Below are 18875 nucleotides of genomic sequence, written 5' to 3' on the forward strand. Positions count from 1 at the left end.
GCCCGTCACCTTGAAGATGGCGCCGAGCAGGACAGGGTGCCAGATGACGGAGCGGCCATGCTTCGCCGCCAGTTCGTCGATGCGCAGGCTGGCGAAATAGCCGTAGGGCGAGGCGAAGTCGAAATAGAAGTCGATGGGGTCGGACACGCGCGTTTCCTCTCCACTGGTTTTTCGGAAAGGTTAACGCGTGCGGAAGGAGGCGTCCAGGGGGCGCCCGGGGCCGCGGCCAGGGGCAGGCACCCTGCCCCGAACGGCCGGGCGTTCAGGCCGTCCGCAGCTAGACCGTCCGGACCTTGGCGTCGAAGACGTAGCCGGCGCCGCGTTCGGTCTTGATGATGCGGGGTTCCTTCGGGTTCGCCTCGATCTTGCGGCGCAGGCGCAGGATCAGGACGTCGATGGACCGGTCGAACACCTCCGCCCCGTCGACCCGGGTGAGATCGAGCAGCTGGTCGCGGGTCAGCACCCGCTGCGGCCGCTTGACGAAGGCGGCGAGCAGACCGAATTCCGCCTTCGTGAGCTCCACCTCGCGCCCCTCCTGCCCGCGCAGGCGTTGGGCGGTGAGGTCGAGTTCCCAATTGGCGAACTGCACGACGGCCCGCAGCTCGTCCGCATTGCGCGGCGGACGCCCGTCATTGGAGACGCGGCGCAGCACCGCCTTGATGCGGGCCAGCAATTCGCGCGGGTTGAACGGCTTGGTCAGGTAATCGTCCGCCCCCAGCTCCAGCCCGACGATGCGGTCGACGTCCTGGTCCTTGGAGGACAGGATGATGACAGGGATCTGCGATTCGGTGCGGATCTGGCGGACCAGCCCCAAACCGTCGCCGTCGGGCAGGCGGAGGTCGCAGACCACGAGGTCGACCGGCTCGCCATCCAGGGCCTGCTTGGCCGATGCGGTATCGTGCGCCGTGGTGACCCGGTAGCCTTCGCCCGCCAGATAGGACGCCAGAAGCTCCCGAATCGGCTCGTCGTCGTCGACCGCGAGAATGTGCATGCCTGATACCTCCCCCGATCTTCTTATCCCACGCGCGAACGGCGCGCAATGCGTTACAACCCGGTAACCGTCGCCGGTCCTCCCGCTTCCGCATGAGCCGGTTGAAATGGCAGCCGGCACCGGTGACATGAAATTACCCCTTCACGGACATTAACCAGAAACACGCTGCGGTTTAAATGCCGACCATCGAACAGGGGCGAACAGGGGACGGCGACCCGCCCGGGTGCCGGACCGCCGCCAAGCGATACCGCTCGTGATGGGGAATGCACCGCCATGTCGAACATCGATCATTGCCTGGAGCGCCTGGCCCTGCTCGACCGCGCAGACCGGCTGCTGAACGAGGTGCGGGTCTATGGCCAGCAGGGCTCGAACCGCGACATGCTGGCGCAGCACCGGCTGCTGCTGGGCGAGGCGCGACGCCACCTCGATTCGGCGCGCTCGGTCGGCCGGTCGGGCTGAGCCGCGACGCGCGATGCCGATCATGTCCGGTTGCAACGCCCTGGCGCCGCCGGCGCCGCTCCACCGCGGCAAGCCGTCGCGGCGCCTGCCCGCCGACGGCCATCGCCGTCCGGTGCAGGAGCGCTGCGGCCACCATGCCGGCTGCGCCCCCGCCGCCGCACACAGTCCTTTGCCCTGCCCGACAAAGCTTCCCCTGCCGATGCCTGCCCCGCTGTGGCGCACGATGATGGAGCGCTGGCTGGAGGCGACGACCTGACCGGCCAATAAACACACCGGCCTTCGCCACATCGTCTCCCTATTCCCGCCCGATTTCGCGCCTATGCCGGCGGTTCGGGAACAACAGGAACGGAGAGACCCATCATGACCCGCGCCATCCTTCTCGCCACCACCGCACTGCTGATGGCGGCACCGGCCGCCTGGGCGGCGAACGGCTCCGCCGATGGGGGGGCCGATGGGGGGGCCGATGGGGGGAGCGGCGGGCGGCTGGCGCTGACGCGGGTCCTGCTGTCGACCGGCGGCGTCGGCTATTTCGAATATGAGGCGACGGTGACCGGCGATGCCGACCTGTCGCTGGAGGTGCGGCGCGATCAGGTCGACGACGTGCTGAAGAGCATCGTCGTCTATGACGACAAGGGCGGCGTCGGCACCATCGGCCTTCCGGGAGCGGAACCGCTGGACACCGCCTTCCGCGAGTTGCCCTTCTCGGCCGGCGACCTCTATTCCCCTGCGGCGCTGCTGAGCGCGATGCGGGGGGCCGAGGTGTCGGTCGGCGGTTCAAGCCAGTTGACCGGCCGGCTGATGTCGGTGACGGAGGAGACGGCGCGCCTGCCGGGCGGCGACAACGCCACCGTGACGCGCCACCGCGTGACGCTGATGACCGCCGACGGCCTGCGGCAACTGGTGCTGGAGGAGGCCGATGCGCTGCGCTTCACCGATCCGGCGGTGCAGGCGCAGATCGACAAGGCGCTGTCGGCGGTGGCGGACAATGCCCGGCGCGAGCGCAGGCGGCTGACCGTGCAGAGCCACGCCCCGAAGAACGGGCAGGCGGGCGGCGAGCGCCGGGTGCGCGTCGGCTATGTCGCGGAGATGCCGCTGTGGAAGGCGACCTACCGGCTCAGCCTGGGGTCGGACGGCGCTCCGGCGGGAACCGGCCAGCCGCCGGACGGGCGCGGCGCGCTGCAGGGCTGGGCGGTGCTGGAGAATCTCAGCGGCGAGGACTGGCGCGGCGTCGACCTGACCGTGGTGTCGGGCAACCCGGTCACCCTGCGCCAGGCGCTCTACACTCCCTATTTCGTCGAACGGCCCGAGGTGCCGGTCGAGGTGCTGGGGCGGGTGCTGCCGAGCGCGGACGAGGGCACGGTCACGCTGGATGCCGCCCGCCCGGCGATGCGTGCCGAATCGTCGCACCCCGCCCCCGCTCCTGGCATGGCCGCACCGGCCCCGATGGCCGAACGGATGGCCGAGCCGATGGCGAAGGCTGCGCCCGCCCCCTATGGATCGGCCCTGGGCACGCCGGCGGTCGCCGCGGTGAACAGCGCAGAAGCCGGCGCGGCCGAGGGCGCGCAGGTGCTGTTCCATTACCCGCAGCCGGTCACCGTGCCGAACGGCGGCACGCTGATGATGCCGATCGCCGCGCGGGCCCTGCCGGTGGAGCGGGTGGCGCTCTACCAGCCGGCGACCGCGGCGCGCCACCCGCTGGCGGCGCTGCGGCTGCGCAACGACGGCGACACCGCGTTGCCGCCGGGATTGCTGACCTTCTACGACCGCGCCTCCGGAACCGCTGCGACCGCCAGCACGGCCTATGTCGGCGATGCCCGCATGGCGACCCTGCCGGCGGGCGACAGCCGGCTGCTGTCCTTCGCCGTCGATCAGGCGGTGACCGTCGACCGCGAGGAGAAGCCGGATCGGCGGCTGTCGCGCGCCACCATCGCCGACGGGGTGCTGACGCTGTCGGTGATCGACCGCCAGAGCACCATCTACACCGTCGCCGGTGCGCCGGATGGCGGCCGCAACCTCGTGATCGAGCATCCGCGCCGCGCCGGCTGGAGCCTCGCCGAACCGGCGGGCGGTGGGACGGACGGCAAGCCGGACGCAACCGCGACCGCCTACCGCCTGCCGCTTGCCGTGCCGGCCGGCAAGACGGTGACGCTGACCGCCACGCTGGAACGGCCGCGGCAGGAGCGCATCGTCCTGACCGACCTGGGCGCCGACCAGATCGCCGCCCGCGCCGCCGCCGCCGAACTGCCGGCGGAGGTGCGGCAGGCGCTGACCGCGCTGGCCGGACTGCGCGCCGCCGTCGCCGATAAGGAACGCCGGATCGCCGAACTGGAGCGCGACCGGACGGAGCGCATCGCCGACCAGGACCGTCTGCGCGAGAACCTGAAGGCCCTGCCCGCCGGCAGCGACCTGCACAAGCGCACACTGGCCAAGATGGCGGAGGCCGAGAACCGCCTGGACGCCCTCGCCCGCGACCTCACGACAGCCCGCGGCGAGGCGGAGGCGGCACGGCAGACCCTGCGGGACCGGGTGAAGGCACTGGCGATCTGAGGAGCAATGGCAAGGGACGGTGGTGGCGGGCGATGCCCGCCGCGCCGGCTCCCTACAGCGTCGTCGCGCTGCAATAGGCCCAGTCTTCGCCCTGGAGACCGAAGAAGGCCGCCACCGGCTTGCCGCGGGAGCGGTCGACGACGACTCGGAAGCGGCTGCCGGTGCAGGTGCCGGCGGCCTGCCTGGCGAAGGGCAGCTTGACGTGCTTGGACTTCAGGCAGGCGTCGGACATCTTGGGCGGGGTGGCCGGGCCGTCCACCTTCCTGCCGTTCAGCACCATGTAATAGGTGGTGGCCTGGCCGCCCTTGACGTCCGCCTTCACCTCGATCTTGCCGAAGCGCGACTTGTAGAGGCCGGCGTCCTGCTCGCCATCCGGCCCGCCGGCGGGCAGCGTGCGGAAGGAGATGGCGGCGCAGGACGGCGGGTCCTTGGCCAGCGCCGGGGTGGCGAGCATGGCGAAGCCGACGGCCAGCAGACAGGCGGCGATGCGGGACGGCTGCATGGGCTGCATGGGAACCCCCTTTCGAACCGGTTGGAACGTCACTTCGGCATCACGCAGAAGGTGGTCTGCTGCATCAGGGCGCAGTCCTTCTCCACCCCGCCATCCAGCATCGCGATCTCGACCTGGGTGATGACCAGGGTGCGGCCCGGCTTCACCACGCGGGCGCGGGCGATCATCACCTCGCCCTTGGCCGGCGACATCAGGTTGATCTTGAACTCGACCGCCAGCACCTCCGCCCCGGCCGGCATCAGGCTCAGCGCGGCATAGCCGCCGGCATTGTCGGCCAGCGTGCTGACCATGCCGGCATGGAAGAAGCCGTGCTGCTGGGTCAGGTCGGCGCGGAAGGGCAGCCGCATCTCGCAGAATCCGGGCTCGATGGCCGTCAACTCGATGCCGAGCGTCCTGCAGATCGGCTGCTGTTCGAACGAGGCGAGGCAGCGCGCCTTCCAGTCGGCGGCACGGGGTTCGAAGGTGGCGGGCAAGGCTGGGGTCTCCGGCAAGGGGATGCTGCGCCACAGCCTGCGTCAGCCGCTCCGCAGGATCAAGCGGCCGAATGGGCAGCGCACCTCTCTCCCCGTGGCGTCACCCCCCGATCAGGCCCATCTGCGGGCTGGACGGTTCGGCATGGGATCGCATCGGCATGCGGCCGGCAAGATGGGCGCCGCGGCCGGCGCTCACCGCGTCGCGCATCGCCGCCGCCATCCGCACCGGATCGCGCGCCTTCGACACCGCGGTGTTCAGCAGCACGGCGGCACAGCCCAGCTCCATCGCGCGGGCGGCGTCCGACGCGGTGCCGATGCCGGCGTCCAGCACCACCGGAACCGGGCTGCGGGCGCAGATCGTCTCGATGGCGTGCGGGTTGCGGATGCCCAGCCCCGACCCGATGAAGGCGCCCAGCGGCATCACCGCGGCGGCACCCAGGTCGGCCAGCTTGCGGCAGGTCACCGGGTCGTCGTTGCAGTAGGGCAGCACGACGAAGCCGTCATTCACCAGCTCCTCCGTCGCGCGCAGCAATTCCTCCACGTCGGGATAGAGCAATTCGCGGTCGCCGATCACCTCCAGCTTGATCCAGGGTGTGTCCAGCGCCTCGCGCGACAGCTGCGCGGTCAGCACCGCTTCCTTGGCGGTCATGCAGCCGGCGGTGTTGGGCAGCAGCCCGACCGGCCGACCGGCGGTGGCGCGGGCCAGCACGTCGACCAGGCTTTCCGAATAGCCGTCCAGGCTGATGCGCCGAATCGCCAGCGTGACCAGCTCGCTGCCGCTGGCCGCCAGCGCGTCGAGCATGACCTGCTGGTTCGGATAGCCGGCGGTGCCCAGGAACAGGCGCGACCCGAAGCTGCGCCCAGCAATGGCAAGGGGATCGGCGGACGTGGTTTGGGACATGGAAGTAAGGACCTTCGCAAAGGTGCTCCCCCCTTTTTCGGGGGAAGGGGGATGTCGGGGGGCGGTCGCCCTGGCTCAGCCGCCCTGGATCGGGCGGACGATCTCCAGGCTGTCGCCGTGCCGGAGCGCCGTGCCGGCCCACTGCCGGCGGGGAACCACCGTGCCGTTGAGGGCGACGGCGACGCCGCGGGTTCCCTCGGCGATGCCGCGGGCGGCCAGCAGGTCGGCGACCGAGGCGGCGGCGAGCGGCTCGTCGCGGCCGTTGACGCGGAGGACGGCGCTCATGCGGCGGCTCCCGCCAGGACGAAGCGGTCGGCGGCGAACGGGCGCAGCAGCGGGTCGGTCTCCCCGGTCAGCACCAGCCGGGCGATGCCGTCGGCGGTCACCGGGGTCAGCAGGATGCCGTTGCGGTGGTGGCCGGTGGCGTGGATCAGGCCGGGAATGCCGCTTTCCCCCAGGACCGGCGCATCGTCGCGGCTGCCGGGCCGGAAGCCGGCCCAGGCCTCCTCGATCGGCAGCTCGGCGATGCCCGGAAGCGCCCGCCATGCCCCCTCCAGCAGGGCGAACTGGCCGCCCGCGGTGAGGCGGTCGTCGAATCCGCGCTCCTCCGTCGTGGCGCCGATCAGCAGCCGGCCGTCGAGCCGCGGGATCAGGTAGGTGCCGGGCGTCCACACCACATGGCGCAGCAGCGGCAGCCGCGGGTCCATGCGCAGGCAGACCATCTGCCCCTTCACCGGCCGGACCGGCGGCCTTGCAACGGGGGGCAGGCCGGGCACCCCGGCCGACCAGGCGCCGGCCGCGAGCACCACGCGGTCGGCCCGGTGCAGGGTTCCGGCGACGCGCACCCCGGCGGCGGCACCGCCCTCCATCGCCAGCGCGACCTCGCCGCATCGTTCGTGCAGGCGGGCACCGGCGGCCTCCGCAGCGCGGCGCAAGGCGGCGGCGACCTTGCGGTTGTCGACCTGATGGTCGCCGGCGCAGAACAGCGCTCCGGCGACGCCGGGTTGCAGGTACGGCTCGCGCCGCCGCACCTCGGCCCCGCCCAGCCATTCCACCGGCAATCCCAGATCGCGCTGGAAGCCATGCAGGAAGCGGACCTTCGCCGCATCGTCGGCATTGAGCGCGATGACCATGGTGCCTTCGCTGCGCAGATCGACCGGCTGGCCGCTCGCCGCCTCCAGGTCGCGGGCGAAGTCGGGCCACAGCGCCTGCGAGGCGCGGGTCAGCGGCAGCAGCCCCTCCTCGCCCGGTTCGGTCTCGACGCAGGCGGCCAGCATGCCGCCGGCGGCATGGGTGGCGCCGCGACCGGCCTCCCCCCGTTCGAACAACTCGACGCGGCAGCCGGCCGACGCCAGCCTCCAGGCAACGGCGAGGCCGATGCAGCCGGCGCCGATGATGGCGACGGACGGGCGGGCTCCCGATTCGGGAACGGAAAACGGATGTGGTTCGGGCGCATCGATCATGCGGCGGCTCCCTTCGCTGGAATTACCCAGACAGGTTCGATGGGTGTGTTCTCAGCCGTGCGACCACCGCACGGCACCCCAGGCCTATGTTTTTGCCTTATGCCAACATTCAGCTGGCCCTACAAGCGGAATCGCGGCCCCGCTGCGGCAGGACCGGCGACACCGGGACGGACCCAGGGGCGCCTTTTCCCGTTTGTCCAGCCCGGATCGAACCGGATAGCCCCTTCCGCAGCATGGGCTTGCACCGCCGCAACCCTTCATGCTCCCATGCCGGCACGCCGCATCATCGAAAAAAGGGACCGGAAGCGACGATGGAGTACGCCTTCGCCACCGTCGGCGACCACGACGGCATCCTGCTGTCCGGCCGCTGCACCTACGAGGACGGCAACCGCTTCCACGACATGCTGCGCGACTGGGACTTCCTGGCGAGGCCGGTGGTGCCGCTGGACCTGCGGTTCGTCTCCTTCATCGACTCCGCGGCCATCGGCATGCTGTTCATCCTGGCCAACCGCTGCCGCGAGGCCGGCGGCCACATCGTCGCCAGCGGTGCAGCCCCCCACATCGTCCGCGCGCTCCGCCGCGCCACGCTGGAGCGCTATATCGAGCTCAGGTAAGGGGGGCTCAGGCAAGGGAAGCTCCGGAACGCGGATACGAAAAAGCCCGCTCGGTCTTGCGACCTGCGGGCCTTTCGTCGTTCCCGTATCCCCGGGATGGTCCCATCTGCATGGGAGTGGTGCGGTCGAGAAGACTCGAACTTCCACGGGTTGCCCCACAGCGACCTCAACGCTGCGCGTCTACCAATTCCGCCACGACCGCACGAGGCTGGTAGCCCCGACCTGCGCTTGCGCGCCTCATCGGGTGGAGCGGGTAGATATCAGCTTCCCGAGGGGCGATCAAGCGCTACAATCATCATCCGCGAAAAAAAACGAACTGCCCCTCACCCCTTCCGCCCAACCCTTCTATCCGCCCCTTCTGCCGAGACCCTATCGAATGACCTCCGTGACCAGCCTGACCGCCAGTCCGATCCAGTCCGACACCTCCGCCGCCCGCCCAGCCGCACTCCGTCCGGTCGAGTGGCGCATATCCGACCGGCCTGTCCCCTACCCCGAGGCGATCGCCGAGATGGAGGCCCGCGTCGAGGCGATCCGCGCCGGCACCGCGCCGGAAATGGTGTGGCTGCTGGAGCATCCGCCGCTCTACACCGCCGGCACCAGCGCCCGGGACGAGGATCTGCTGGAGGCCGACCGCTTCCCGGTCTACCGCACCGGGCGCGGCGGCCAGTACACCTACCATGGGCCGGGCCAGCGGGTGGCCTATGTGATGCTGGACCTGAAGGCGCGCGGCGCCGACATCCGCCGCTATGTCCACGACCTGGAGGAGTGGATCATCCGCACGCTCGCCTCCTTCACCATCAGGGGGGAGCGGCGCGATGGCCGCGTCGGCATCTGGGTCGACAAGCAGCCATATGGCGGCGTGAAGGGCCAGGAGGACAAGATCGCCGCCATCGGCGTGCGGGTGCGGCGCTGGGTCAGCTTCCACGGCATCGCCCTGAACGTCGAGCCGGACCTCGGCCATTTCGGCGGCATCGTTCCCTGCGGCATCGCCGGGCATGGCGTCACCTCCATCGTCGCGCTGGGCCAGCTGGTGACGATGGAGGACGTCGATTCCGCCCTGATCGCGGCATGGCCGGAGGTGTTCGGCGGCCCGATGCGGGGCGAGGAGGGCGAGGACACGGGCGCCTGAACGGCTCCGGTCAGTATTTCTTGAACCCGCCGCCGGCCGGCGTCGCGGCCTGTCCGGCGGCGGGATTGACGCGCGGATCCTTGTTGTCCATAGACTGCACCGTGCAGCCGGCGGAATCGCCGTTGCGGAACAGGTAGATCTTCTTGGGATCGGCCTTCTTGCCGGGATCGTGCAGGTTCAGGCCGTGGCCGAAGGCGACGCCCATCACCTGCCCGTTGAAATAGGCGCGGAACCGCATCGGCGTGATCTCGCCGAAGCGCAGGGCGGCGCAGTCCTTGCTCAATTCCTTCTCGAACGTGCCGGCCTTGCGCCAGTCCTCCTTGGAGCGGATCGTCATCCATTGCGGCGGCAGCGCGAATTGCACGATGGGCGACGCGAAGGGAAGGTCGGCACCCGGCTGGGGCGGCGCCATATGGCCGGGCTCGGTCCGCTCCAGCGGACCGGCCAACGCCGGGGCGGCCGCCATCGGAACCGGCAGGAGCAGAGCCGGCAGGAGCAGAGCCGGCATCAGGGCGGCCAGCCTCCCAGCCGCCAGCCGATGCCACAGATCAAATCCGGACATCGACCCCCCGCTCCCCGAAAGGCTCGACCGGCTTTCCCTTGGCCGGGGCGGCGGGCGGAGCGGACGGAACCGCTGTCCCGGCGCCCAGCCGCCCGGACAGGGTGAGCGACAGGTCCAGCGGCCCCCCTGCGGCCGGGACGTTGCGCGGCGACAGGACCACCGTACCCTCCAGCCCGCCCGGCGGCCCGGTCATCGCCCCGGCCAGCGCCTCCATGACAGGGCCGAGGCCGTCGGCGGGAATGCCGTCGGCCTCGACCGTCAGCCCCCGGCCCGGCCGGATGGCCGAGCGCAGCGCGCCGATCGCGGCGGCAAAGCCGCCGCTCCCCCCCTCGGCCGGCACATGCGCCAGGACCAGGGCCGCCGCCTCGAAACAGGGCGATGCAGGGCCAGCCGCCACGCGGAGACCGATGCCGTGCACCTCGACCGCCACATCCCCGGCACCTGCGTCCGCCGTCACCGGACCAAAGTCACCGGCAGGACCATCCAGCGCCGTCACCGCGGCCCGGCGCTCCGCATCGCCGAAACGCCCGGCAAGCGCGGCTTCCGCCGCGGCCACGCCGTCCGCATCCATCCCGAAGGCCGCCAGCAGACGCCCCAGGTCACGCGCCAGCGCCTGGATCGCCGGCCCCAATTGCTCGGCAAGGCCGGCAGGGGAGCCGCCGGACGGTCCGGCCAGCGCGTCGCCCACCATCCCCGCCGCCAGGCTGAGACGGACGGCAGGGTCGCCGCCCGGCACCGGGGGTATGTTGCGGGCGGTGGACGGCGCCGGCTTGCGGGCGGCCTTGCCCTTCGCCTCCGCCGCCTTGGCGAAGACGCCGGCAAGCATGGCCTTCATGCCCGCTACGTCGCTCACATCCCGGCTCCAGTTCTCGACCCCGCTGCGCGCATCCAGCATGCCGCCATCATGGTTAGCGGAACGCTAATGCCGCGCCTACAGTGTCGGCCGCTGCTCGAACCCGGCCATTCCGGGATCCTGGTCGGGCTCGGCCACAACGTCGCGGACGATGGCGGCGGGCGGACCGCGGCGGCAGGCGTCCAGCATGCGGTCGACGGCGTCGGCAGGGCCGGCGAACAGCGCCTCGACCGTGCCGTCGGCGCGGTTGCGCACCCAGCCGGTCAGCCCCAGCCCGCCCGCGGTGTCGACGGTCCAGCCGCGGTACCATACGCCCTGCACCCTGCCGAGGATGCGGACCCGCACCGCCTTGCGCCCGTCTCCGCTCATGCCGCACCGCCATCTGCCGGATTGCCGCCTGCCGGATTGCCGCCGACGCCCGCGGCGGCGCGCTTGCCCGCCTCCTCGTCCAGCAGGGCCTTGCGCGACAGTTTGCCGATCATCGTCTTGGGCAGCTCCCGGCGGAATTCGACGACCTTGGGCATCTCGATGGGCGACAGCTTGTCCTTCAGGAAGCTGGTCAGTTCGCCCGCGGTCAGGCTCTGGCCCTCGTCAAGCCGGACATAGGCCTTCACCGTCTGGCCGCGATACTCGTCGGGCATGCCGGCCACCACGCATTCGGCGACCGCCGGATGCAGGTAGATCGCCTCCTCGACGTTGCGGGGATAGACGTTGAAGCCGCTGCACAGGATCATGTCCTTGATGCGGTCGACGATGGTGGTGTAGCCGTCCTCGTCCATCACCCCGACGTCGCCGGTGTGCAGCCGGCCGTCCACCAGCGTCTGCGCCGTCTCGTCCGGTCGGCGCCAGTATCCCTTCATCACCTGCGGGCCGCGGATGCAGACCTCGCCCTTCTCGCCGGGGGGCAGGACGCGCCGCGGCTCCTCCAGGCTGACGATCTCGACGACGGTGCCGGGCAGCGGCAGGCCGATGGAGCCCTTCTTCTCGCTGTGCTGCACCACCGGATTGACGGTGGCGACCGGCGAGCATTCCGACAAACCGTAGCCCTCGACCAGCGTGCAGCCGGTGACGCGCTCGAACGCCTCCTTCACCTCCAGCGGCAGCGGTGCCCCGCCCGACATGCAGAAGCGGATGGAGGACAGGTCGAACTCCTTCAGGCGCTTGTGATGGTTGATCGCGGTGTAAATGGTCGGCACGGCGGGGAACAGGGTGATCCGCTCCGTCTCCAATGTGCGCATCACCTGCTCCAGCTCGAAGCGCGGCAGCAGCACGATCTCCGCCCCCAGATGCAGGCCGAAATTCATCACCGCGGTCATGGCGAAGACGTGGAACAGCGGCAGCACGCCCAGCATGCGCTCCTGTCCGTCATCGGTGCCTTCGCCGGGCTTGCGTTCCTTGGCCGCGTACCAGGTCGCGCACTGGACGGTGTTGGCGTAGAGGTTGGCATGGGTCAGCATGGCACCCTTGGGCACGCCGGTGGTGCCGCCGGTGTACTGCAGCACCGCCACGTCGTCCCGCGGGTCGATGGCGACCGGGGCCGGCCGGCCGTCATTGTCGATCAGCCGGGCGAAGGGAATATGGCGGTCGTCGCGCGGGATCGCCGCGATCTCCGCCCGCTTGGCGATGGGGAAAAGCCAGTTCTTGGGGAAGGGCAGGATGTCGGCCATGCGGCAGACGACCAGCCGCTTCAGCCCGGTCTCATCCAGCATCCGCGCCATCTTGCCGTAGAGCAGCTTCAGGTCCAGCGTGACCATCAGCTCGATGTCGCTGTCCCCGATCTGGTGGACCAGCTCACGTTCGGCGTAGAGCGGGTTGAAGTTCACCACCACGCCGCCGGCCTTCAGAATGCCGAAGAAGGCGATGACGTAATAGGGGGTGTTGGGCAGGAACAGCCCGACCCGCGTCCCCTTCCCCACCCCGATCGCCTGGAAGCCGCGCGCGGCGCGGTCCACCAGCCGGCCCAGCTCGCGATAGCTGGTGCGCTTGCCCAGGAAGTTCAGGCAGGGCCTGTCGCCGTGGCGGGCCGCCGCCCCGTCCAGCAGCTCGGTCAGCGGCCTGACCGGAATCGGCATCGCCCAGTCGACCGTCGGCGGGTACGACGCCAGCCATGGATGATCGGGCAGTGTGCGGACGGCTTCTGCCATGTGCGTGTCCTCCCCAGCGTCCTGTTCTTCCCGATGCCGGTTTCTCCCGGCATCTGCGACGATCCTACGCCCGATCCCCAACCCTGGGGAGCGGCGGATCGTCCCCTGTGACTGGAGATGGGAATGCGCGGGGGATGGACAAGAAGCGGGCGGAGGCTCCGGGTCAGCGCGGCCGGCGCAGGCGGTGCAGCACCTCCACCGCCATCCATTCGGCGAGCGCCCCGTCCTCGCCATCCAGGAACACGGCGACGGAGACCGGGACCGGCCCCGGCGTGTGGTAGGCGGCCGGCGTCACCCCCGGCCCGCCGCCGGTGTGGCCCCAGTAGGGGCCGGCCGCCGGGTCGAGCTCCACCATCGTCCCCAGCCCGTAGGACGGCTCGACCCAGGGCCGCCCACCCATCGGCCCGCCGACCGGCAGCCCGTCGCGCATCCGCCGCAGCAGCAGGCCCGGCAGATACTCCTCCGTCAGGCCATGCATGAAGCGGCAGGCGTCCGCCGCGGTCATCGCCGCCACCCCGTGCGCCACCCAGCCGGGATGATAGGCCGTGGCCACCGGCACATCGCCGAAGGCCGGGCTCGGGCCGAAGAACAGCCCGTCGAGGTCGGCGCGGGTGCGCAGCAGCGCCGCGCTGGCGAGGCCGAGCGGAGAGAAGACCTCGCGCGCCAGCACCTCCGCCAACGGGGCGCCGCCGGCCCGCTCCAGCAGCCGGCCGACCAGCAGATAGCCGATGTTCGAATAGGCGAAGACGCCGACCGGCGGTCCCTTCCCATCACGATCGGTCACCCCGCAGCGCTCCAGGAATTCGTCGCCGCTCCAGGGCTCCCTTCCGGCGGCGACGGCGGCATGGTAGTCGGCCCGGCCGCCATAGTCGGGCAGGCCGGCGCGGTGGGCCAGCAGCTGCGCCACGGTGACGCCGCCCGGCCGCCCGGCCAGCTCCGGCAGCCAGCGCTCGGCCGGCCCGTCGAGATCGACCACGCCGCGCGCAGCCAGCCGCAGCACCGCGGCGGCGAGGATGGTCTTGGTCACGCTGTAGACCAGGGCCCGCCGCCCCGACAGGTCGTCCGCCCCCGACCCGCCGCGCAACTCGCCCCGCTGCGCGCGCGGGCGCAGGACCAGCGTGCGCACCGCCGCGCCATCGCCGGCTCCGCGGCCGCCGGCGATGGCGACCAGTGCGGTCCGGGTGGCCGGGCTGACGCTCTCCTCCTCCAGCAGGCCGGTCAGGGCGACGGCCAGCAGTTCCTGGTCGGTACCGGCACCAGCCGCCGCGTTCTTGTTCTTGCCCATCGCCTGCCCGCTCCCCACTGCCATCCCATCAATCGTCCCAGATAAAAGGGCCGTCCTGTGGCAAAGGGAAATCCGGTTCGTTCCCACTGGGAGAGCCCTCAGGTCTGCGATTAACCATACTTGCCCGCTGTCGTCCGACGGACGCCTGGAGTATCCTGTCTCATCGCCCCTGCGGGGAGGGCCGCGCCATGCCCGTGATGGATGCAGACCAGCGCCGGAAACTGGAAGACCAGTTGATCCGCAAGGCGGAAGAAGCGTTGCGGACCTTGCGGCGGGAGGCGGAAACCGGCGATCCCGCCCGTGTCGACTCATTGGCCGAGGGGCTGGCCGGGCTGCTGAAGACCCGCGAGTTCCCCAGCCTGCGCGCCGCCGAGTTCCGCGAGCTGTCCCGCGCCTATCAGCGCGGCGCCTACCAGCGCAGCGTCGATTCGCTGCTGGTCCAGGCCGAACGCTGCGGCCATCGCGGCGACGACAAGGGGCGCAACGCCCTGCTGACCCTGGCCAAGGACCATTTCGCCAAGGCCCTGCGCCTCGGCGCCGACGACGAGTTCCGCCATGGCGTCGAGCGGCGGGTGCAGGCGACGCTGATGACCAGCAAGGACGGGGTGGACGACCGCACCAAGCAGGCGGCGAAACGCAAGCTGGAGCAGCACGATGTCGGCGCCAAGCCACCGAACGGCATCGAGCACCGCCGCGCCATCCGCTACGTCGACCCGGCGCTGGTGGTGGAGGCGGAGGGGCGCCGCTGCACGACGATCAACTGGTCGACCCGGGGCCTGCTGGTGGATTTGCCGCCTGCCGAGTTCGGCCATGCTGTCGGCGGCAAGCTGCGGCTCGAGCTGTACTGCCCGGAGGTGCCGGAGAGGGGCGGGCAGCGCGTCGGCGGCCGTCAGGTCGCGCATGTCGTCCGCCTCGACCCCGACCGCCACGCGGTGGCCCTGTCCTTCCCCGACATCAGCACCGTGGTGCTGGACCTGATGCATGCCATGAAGGATGCCGGCATCAAGCCCGAACCGGAGCGCTGATCGCGGACGCCGTCAACCGCCGATGAAGCGCCCATTGTGGCCGCGACGCAGCGGATGTTCGTCCGGACCGGCGACGGGCAGCAGGCCGCTGATGCGCGCGCCCGCCTCGGCCGGCAGGCAGAACAGGTTGATCCCCATGCCGAGCCCGTGGATCTCCGTCCCGTCGTCGATCAGCCCATGGCCGAAGATCGGCTCGGACCGGCCGGCGAAGTTGGCGGGATTGTGGAAGGCGGGCAGATACCAGTAGCAGGCATAGCCCAGTTCCCCCAGCAGGCGGATCAGGGCCGCCGACCTGTCCGGCCGGTCATTCTCGACATAGAGGACCGGACGGTCGCGGGCGATCATGGCGCGCGCGCCCTCCAGGACCTCGGCCTCCATTCCCTCGACATCGATCTTGATCAGGCGGATACGGCCTGCCCCTTCACGGCCCAGCCCATCCAGACCATCCAGGCCCAGACCATCCAGGCGATGAACCGGCACCGGTCGATCACCGGGCAGTGCGTCGAGCGACAGCGCGCCGTAATTGCCATCCTCCTCCATCGCCACGCCGGCAAGATGCAGGACCCCATCGGCGGCCCCGGCGGCGCCCAGCATGCCGTCCGCCCAGTCCAGACCGTTCAGCGCCAGGTTGCCGCACAGCAGCCGATGGTTGGCGTCGATGGGCTCCAGCGCCAGAACCCGGCCGGTCGGACCGACCAGCCGGGCCAGCGCCACCGTGTGGGCGCCGATGTTGGCGCCGACATCGATCACCCGGTCGCCGGGCCGGACGCACTGGCGGAACAGCGCGACTTCCTGTTCGAAATATTCACCATAATAGTCCAGCGACCGGCCGACGACAGTGTCGGTGCGCCGGTACATCATCAGGCCATGCCGCGCCCTGACCAACCCGACCGGCCCCGCTCCACCCAACAGATCCTCCGCCATAGCTCCCCCCTGCATTGCCCATGGGCTGCATTGCCGGCGGAAGTGTAGCGGAGCCGGTCATATACGTCACACCACCCCGATCCCGCTGGGCGCGGTGACGGCGTGTTCCTTCAGGATCGCCTCGGAGATCGCCGACACCTCGATCAGCTGCACCTCGTAGCCCCACAGGTTGGCGATGTGGCGCAGCACCGCCTTGGCGTCGCTTTCGTCCAGCAGCACGCCGTTGGTGACGCGGTGCTGCAGGATCAGCTTGCGGTCGCCGGCAAGGTCGACGTCGACGATCTGGATGTCCGGCTCCAGATAGCCAAGGTCGTACTGCCGGGCCAGCTTCTTGCGGATGTCGCGGTAGCCGCGCTCGTTGTGGATGTGATCGACCAGCAGATAGGGATCCTCGGCATCGTCGCGCACGCTGAACAGCCTGAGCTTCCGCATCAGGTGCGGGCTGAGATACTGCAGGATGAAGCTCTCGTCGCGGAAGTTGGCCCAGGCCTCGCGCACCGCCGCCATGCCGTCGCCGCGGCCGGCGAGGTCGGGGAACCACTGGCGGTCCTCGTCGGTCGGTTTCTCGGCGATGCGGGCGATATCCTGCATCATGGCGAAGCCCACCGCATAGGGGTTCAGGCCGGAGAAGCGCTTGTCATCGAATTCCGGCTGGAACACCACCGAGGTGTGCGAGTGCAGGAACTCCAGGAAGGCGCCCTCGCTGATCTGGCCGGTCTCGTGCAGGCGGGTCATGATCTGGTAATGGACGTAGGTGGCGCAGCCCTCGTTCATCACCTTGGTCTGTTTCTGCGGGTAGAAATACTGGGAGATGTGGCGGACGATCCGCAGGATCTCGCGCTGCCAATGCTCTAGGCGCGGCGCCTTCTTCTCCAGGAAATAGAGAATGTTCTCTTCCGGCAATCCCAGAAGCTTCTTGCGCTCCGACACCGACTTGGCGGGCCGCTGGCCGGCGGCCGGTTTCGGCACGGTGCGCCACAGGTCGTTGAAGGTCTGGTCCTGGTATTCCTGCCGCTCGCGCTCGCGCCGCTGCTCGGTCCGCAGGTCGGACCGCTTCTTCGGGTATTTGTGGACGCCCTGGCTCATCAGCGCGTGGGCGGCGTCCAGCACCCGCTCGACCGCGGCATGGCCGTAGCGCTCCTCGCAATGCAGAATGTAGGTCTTGGCGAATTCCAGATAGTCCAGGATGCCCTGGGCATCGGTCCATTGCTGGAACAGCTGGTTGTTCTTGAAGAAGTGGTTGTGGCCGAAGGCGGCGTGGGCGATCACCAGCGTCTGCATCGTCATGGTGTTCTCTTCCATGATGTAGCTGATGCAGGGGCTGGAGTTGATGACGATCTCGTAGGCGAGGCCGCGGTAGCCCTTGCGGTACATCATCTCGTCGCGGGCGAAATGCTTGCCGAAGGACCAGTGCCGGTACATCAGCGGCATGCCGATGGACGAATAGGCGTCGAGCATCTGCTCGGCGGTGATGACCTCGATCTGGTTGGGATAGACGTCGAGGCCCATTTCCTTCAGCGCGATATGCTCGACGGCGTCGTAGACGCGCTTGATCTTGTCGTAATCCCACTCGACGCCGTCATACAGCAGCGCGTCGGGCCTGGTGATCACAGCGGTCATTCTCGATCTCCCCCTGCCGCCCCCGCAGGGGCGGTGATTTCTCCATGACCCCTCAGGCCCCTGCCTTCTCGCGGGCGAACAGCTCGCGGAAGACCGGGAAGATCTCCCGGCGGGAGCGGACGCGGCGCATCGCCAGCGGGCGTTCCGGGCTCTGCACCTGCTTGTAGGTGCGCCACAGCTCGGTTTCGCGGCCCAGCGCCGACAAGCCCATATTGTGTTCCGCCGCCACCTCGATGTAGGCGAAATACTGGCACATCGGCAGGATGACATCGCGCAGCAGGGTCGCCGACTTGACGTTGTCCGACGACATGTTGTCGCCGTCCGACGCCTGGGCGGCGTAGATGTTCCATTCATTGTGCGGGTAGCGCTCCTGCACCACCTTCTGCATCTCCTCCAGCGCGGTCGAGACCACGGTGCCGCCGGTCTCGGTGGAGTAGAAGAAGGTTTCCTCGTCGACCTCCTTGGCCTCGTGGGTGTGGCGGATGAAGACGATGTCGACCGAGCGGTAGCGCCGCCGCAGGAACAGGTAGAGCAGCATGAAGAAGCGCTTGGCCAGATCCTTCATGTGCTCGGTCATCGAGCCGGACACGTCCATCAGGCAGAACATCACCGCCTGGGCGATCGGCTTCGGCACCGTCTCGAAGCGGTTGTAGCGGACGTCGATCGGGTCGATGAAGGGGATGCGGCGGGAGCGCAGGACGATGCGTTCGAGCTGTTCGCGCAGCGCCTGGATCTGCTCGGCATCCTCGCCGGCCTCCTCGGCCTCGCGCAGCATCTCCTGCAACTCGAGGATCTCGTCGCGCTTGGGGCGCTTCAGCGCGATGCGGCGCGACAGGCTGTTCCGCATGGTGCGGACGAGGTTCAGGTTCGCCGGCGACCCCGACACCGAATAGCCGGCCCGCGTCAGCGTGTGCGATTCCGACTGCTTCACCTTCTGCTTCACCAGGTCGGGAAGCTCCAGATCCTCCAGGAAGATATCGAGGAACTCGTCGCGCGACAGGACGAAGCGGAACTCGTCCTCGCCCTCGCCGTCGGCGCTGCCCTCGCTGCCGCGGCCGCTGCCGCCACCGTCCGGGCGCTGGATGGTGTCGCCTTCCACATACTCCTTGTTGCCGGGCACGACATAGTCGCGCACCCCGCCCTGGGACGCGCGGTGGAAGGAGGGTTCGCGCACCCCGCCGGCGGCGATCGTCACCTTCTCGCCGTTCTCGATATCCTGGATGCCCCGTTTGCCGGAGGCGTCGCGGACCGCCTTGACCACCTGCTCCTTGGCACGGCGCAGGAAACGCTGGCGGTTGGCCAGGCTCTTGCCCTGCGGGTTCAGGCGACGGTCGATGATGTTCATCAAGGGGCTGGCCCTCCCACCCGTTTCGT

At 69.9% G+C, this 18875-nt stretch carries 21 protein-coding genes, 1 tRNA gene and 1 riboswitch (1 of these 23 only partly in view); of the genes, 6 read left to right on the forward strand and 16 right to left on the reverse strand.

What is annotated here, in order from left to right; genetic code table 11:
* On the reverse strand, positions 1–147 hold the start of the coding sequence (locus ABMY26_RS26400; protein ID WP_372397533.1) for a 2-hydroxychromene-2-carboxylate isomerase. It extends 468 nt beyond the left edge of the window; 147 of the gene's 615 nt are visible here — the first part of the coding sequence; it begins with the start codon at positions 145–147; its stop codon lies off the left edge, out of view.
* A gap of 130 nt (positions 148–277) precedes the next feature.
* On the reverse strand, positions 278–991 hold the full coding sequence (locus ABMY26_RS26405) for a response regulator (RefSeq protein ID WP_372397534.1): 714 nt from the start codon (positions 989–991) through the stop codon (positions 278–280).
* A 273-nt stretch (positions 992–1264) separates the two neighbouring features.
* Here ABMY26_RS26405 and ABMY26_RS26410 point away from each other — a divergent pair, with 273 nt between their 5' ends.
* The 3 genes from ABMY26_RS26410 (at position 1265) to ABMY26_RS26420 (ending at position 3997) form a co-directional block, all read left to right on the forward strand.
* Entirely contained in the window at positions 1265–1450 is a 186-nt protein-coding gene (locus ABMY26_RS26410) for a hypothetical protein (RefSeq protein WP_045581050.1), read from the forward strand.
* A gap of 22 nt (positions 1451–1472) precedes the next feature.
* Positions 1473–1706: a hypothetical protein gene (locus ABMY26_RS26415; RefSeq protein WP_372397535.1), complete on the forward strand. Its 234-nt coding sequence runs from the start codon at positions 1473–1475 to the stop codon at positions 1704–1706.
* A 104-nt stretch (positions 1707–1810) separates the two neighbouring features.
* Positions 1811–3997: a hypothetical protein gene (locus ABMY26_RS26420; RefSeq protein WP_372397536.1), complete on the forward strand. Its 2187-nt coding sequence runs from the start codon at positions 1811–1813 to the stop codon at positions 3995–3997.
* A gap of 52 nt (positions 3998–4049) precedes the next feature.
* Here ABMY26_RS26420 and ABMY26_RS26425 read toward each other — a convergent pair whose 3' ends face one another.
* The 5 genes from ABMY26_RS26425 to thiO all read right to left on the reverse strand — a co-directional run bounded on the left by ABMY26_RS26425 (position 4050) and on the right by thiO (position 7345).
* A complete protein-coding gene (locus tag ABMY26_RS26425; protein WP_372397537.1) occupies positions 4050–4508 on the reverse strand; it encodes a hypothetical protein in 459 nt (152 codons plus the stop codon).
* A gap of 29 nt (positions 4509–4537) precedes the next feature.
* Complete coding sequence (locus ABMY26_RS26430; RefSeq protein WP_372397538.1) at positions 4538–4981, reverse strand: PaaI family thioesterase; 444 nt, start codon at positions 4979–4981, stop codon at positions 4538–4540.
* Between the two features lie 100 nt (positions 4982–5081).
* A complete protein-coding gene (locus tag ABMY26_RS26435; protein WP_372397539.1) occupies positions 5082–5882 on the reverse strand; it encodes a thiazole synthase in 801 nt (266 codons plus the stop codon).
* Between the two features lie 75 nt (positions 5883–5957).
* Positions 5958–6167: a sulfur carrier protein ThiS gene (gene thiS, locus ABMY26_RS26440; RefSeq protein ID WP_372397540.1), complete on the reverse strand. Its 210-nt coding sequence runs from the start codon at positions 6165–6167 to the stop codon at positions 5958–5960.
* Positions 6164–7345, reverse strand: coding sequence for a glycine oxidase ThiO (thiO, locus tag ABMY26_RS26445; RefSeq protein ID WP_372397541.1), 1182 nt, complete (start codon positions 7343–7345; stop codon positions 6164–6166). The genes thiS and thiO overlap by 4 nt, the downstream gene beginning before the upstream one ends.
* Positions 7337–7436, reverse strand: a riboswitch (TPP riboswitch). (Overlaps the previous gene by 9 nt.)
* 220 nt (positions 7437–7656) lie before the next feature.
* On the opposite strand from thiO, the gene ABMY26_RS26450 reads away from it, so the two are divergent.
* Complete coding sequence (locus ABMY26_RS26450) at positions 7657–7959, forward strand: STAS domain-containing protein (RefSeq protein WP_372397542.1); 303 nt, start codon at positions 7657–7659, stop codon at positions 7957–7959.
* 117 nt (positions 7960–8076) lie between these two features.
* Here the strand turns inward: ABMY26_RS26450 and ABMY26_RS26455 are convergent.
* Positions 8077–8161: transfer RNA gene (locus ABMY26_RS26455), tRNA-Leu, on the reverse strand.
* 174 nt (positions 8162–8335) lie between these two features.
* On the opposite strand from ABMY26_RS26455, the gene lipB reads away from it, so the two are divergent.
* Positions 8336–9088: a lipoyl(octanoyl) transferase LipB gene (gene lipB / locus ABMY26_RS26460; RefSeq protein ID WP_372397543.1), complete on the forward strand. Its 753-nt coding sequence runs from the start codon at positions 8336–8338 to the stop codon at positions 9086–9088.
* A gap of 10 nt (positions 9089–9098) precedes the next feature.
* On the opposite strand, the gene ABMY26_RS26465 is transcribed toward lipB, so the two are convergent.
* The 5 genes from ABMY26_RS26465 to ABMY26_RS26485 all read right to left on the reverse strand — a co-directional run bounded on the left by ABMY26_RS26465 (position 9099) and on the right by ABMY26_RS26485 (position 13932).
* Positions 9099–9650 (reverse strand): hypothetical protein, encoded by a 552-nt coding sequence (locus ABMY26_RS26465; protein WP_372397544.1) that lies wholly within the window; start codon positions 9648–9650, stop codon positions 9099–9101.
* Positions 9637–10503, reverse strand: coding sequence for a hypothetical protein (locus ABMY26_RS26470; protein WP_372397545.1), 867 nt, complete (start codon positions 10501–10503; stop codon positions 9637–9639). Before ABMY26_RS26470 ends, ABMY26_RS26465 begins: the two co-directional genes overlap by 14 nt.
* Positions 10504–10581: 78 nt before the next feature.
* Positions 10582–10872 carry an acylphosphatase gene (locus ABMY26_RS26475; protein ID WP_372397546.1) on the reverse strand — a complete coding sequence of 97 codons (291 nt, stop codon included), beginning with the start codon at positions 10870–10872 and terminating at the stop codon, positions 10582–10584.
* Positions 10869–12647: a long-chain fatty acid--CoA ligase gene (locus ABMY26_RS26480; RefSeq protein WP_372397547.1), complete on the reverse strand. Its 1779-nt coding sequence runs from the start codon at positions 12645–12647 to the stop codon at positions 10869–10871. Before ABMY26_RS26480 ends, ABMY26_RS26475 begins: the two co-directional genes overlap by 4 nt.
* Before the next feature lie 163 nt (positions 12648–12810).
* Positions 12811–13932: a serine hydrolase domain-containing protein gene (locus ABMY26_RS26485; RefSeq protein ID WP_372397548.1), complete on the reverse strand. Its 1122-nt coding sequence runs from the start codon at positions 13930–13932 to the stop codon at positions 12811–12813.
* Between the two features lie 188 nt (positions 13933–14120).
* Between ABMY26_RS26485 and ABMY26_RS26490 the strand changes: the two genes are divergently transcribed.
* On the forward strand, positions 14121–14957 hold the full coding sequence (locus ABMY26_RS26490; protein WP_372397549.1) for a hypothetical protein: 837 nt from the start codon (positions 14121–14123) through the stop codon (positions 14955–14957).
* 12 nt (positions 14958–14969) lie between these two features.
* On the opposite strand, the gene ABMY26_RS26495 is transcribed toward ABMY26_RS26490, so the two are convergent.
* The 3 genes from ABMY26_RS26495 to ABMY26_RS26505 all read right to left on the reverse strand — a co-directional run bounded on the left by ABMY26_RS26495 (position 14970) and on the right by ABMY26_RS26505 (position 18846).
* On the reverse strand, positions 14970–15881 hold the full coding sequence (locus ABMY26_RS26495) for an FkbM family methyltransferase (RefSeq protein ID WP_372397550.1): 912 nt from the start codon (positions 15879–15881) through the stop codon (positions 14970–14972).
* Positions 15882–15947: 66 nt separating this feature from the next.
* Entirely contained in the window at positions 15948–17501 is a 1554-nt protein-coding gene (locus tag ABMY26_RS26500; RefSeq protein ID WP_372397551.1) for a SpoVR family protein, read from the reverse strand.
* A gap of 52 nt (positions 17502–17553) precedes the next feature.
* Positions 17554–18846, reverse strand: a complete 1293-nt coding sequence (locus tag ABMY26_RS26505; protein WP_045581066.1) for a YeaH/YhbH family protein — start codon at positions 18844–18846, stop codon at positions 17554–17556.
* Positions 18847–18875: the final 29 nt, after the last annotated feature.

It is taken from the genome of Azospirillum sp. HJ39 (assembly GCF_041507355.1).
Lineage (GTDB): Bacteria > Pseudomonadota > Alphaproteobacteria > Azospirillales > Azospirillaceae > Azospirillum > Azospirillum thiophilum.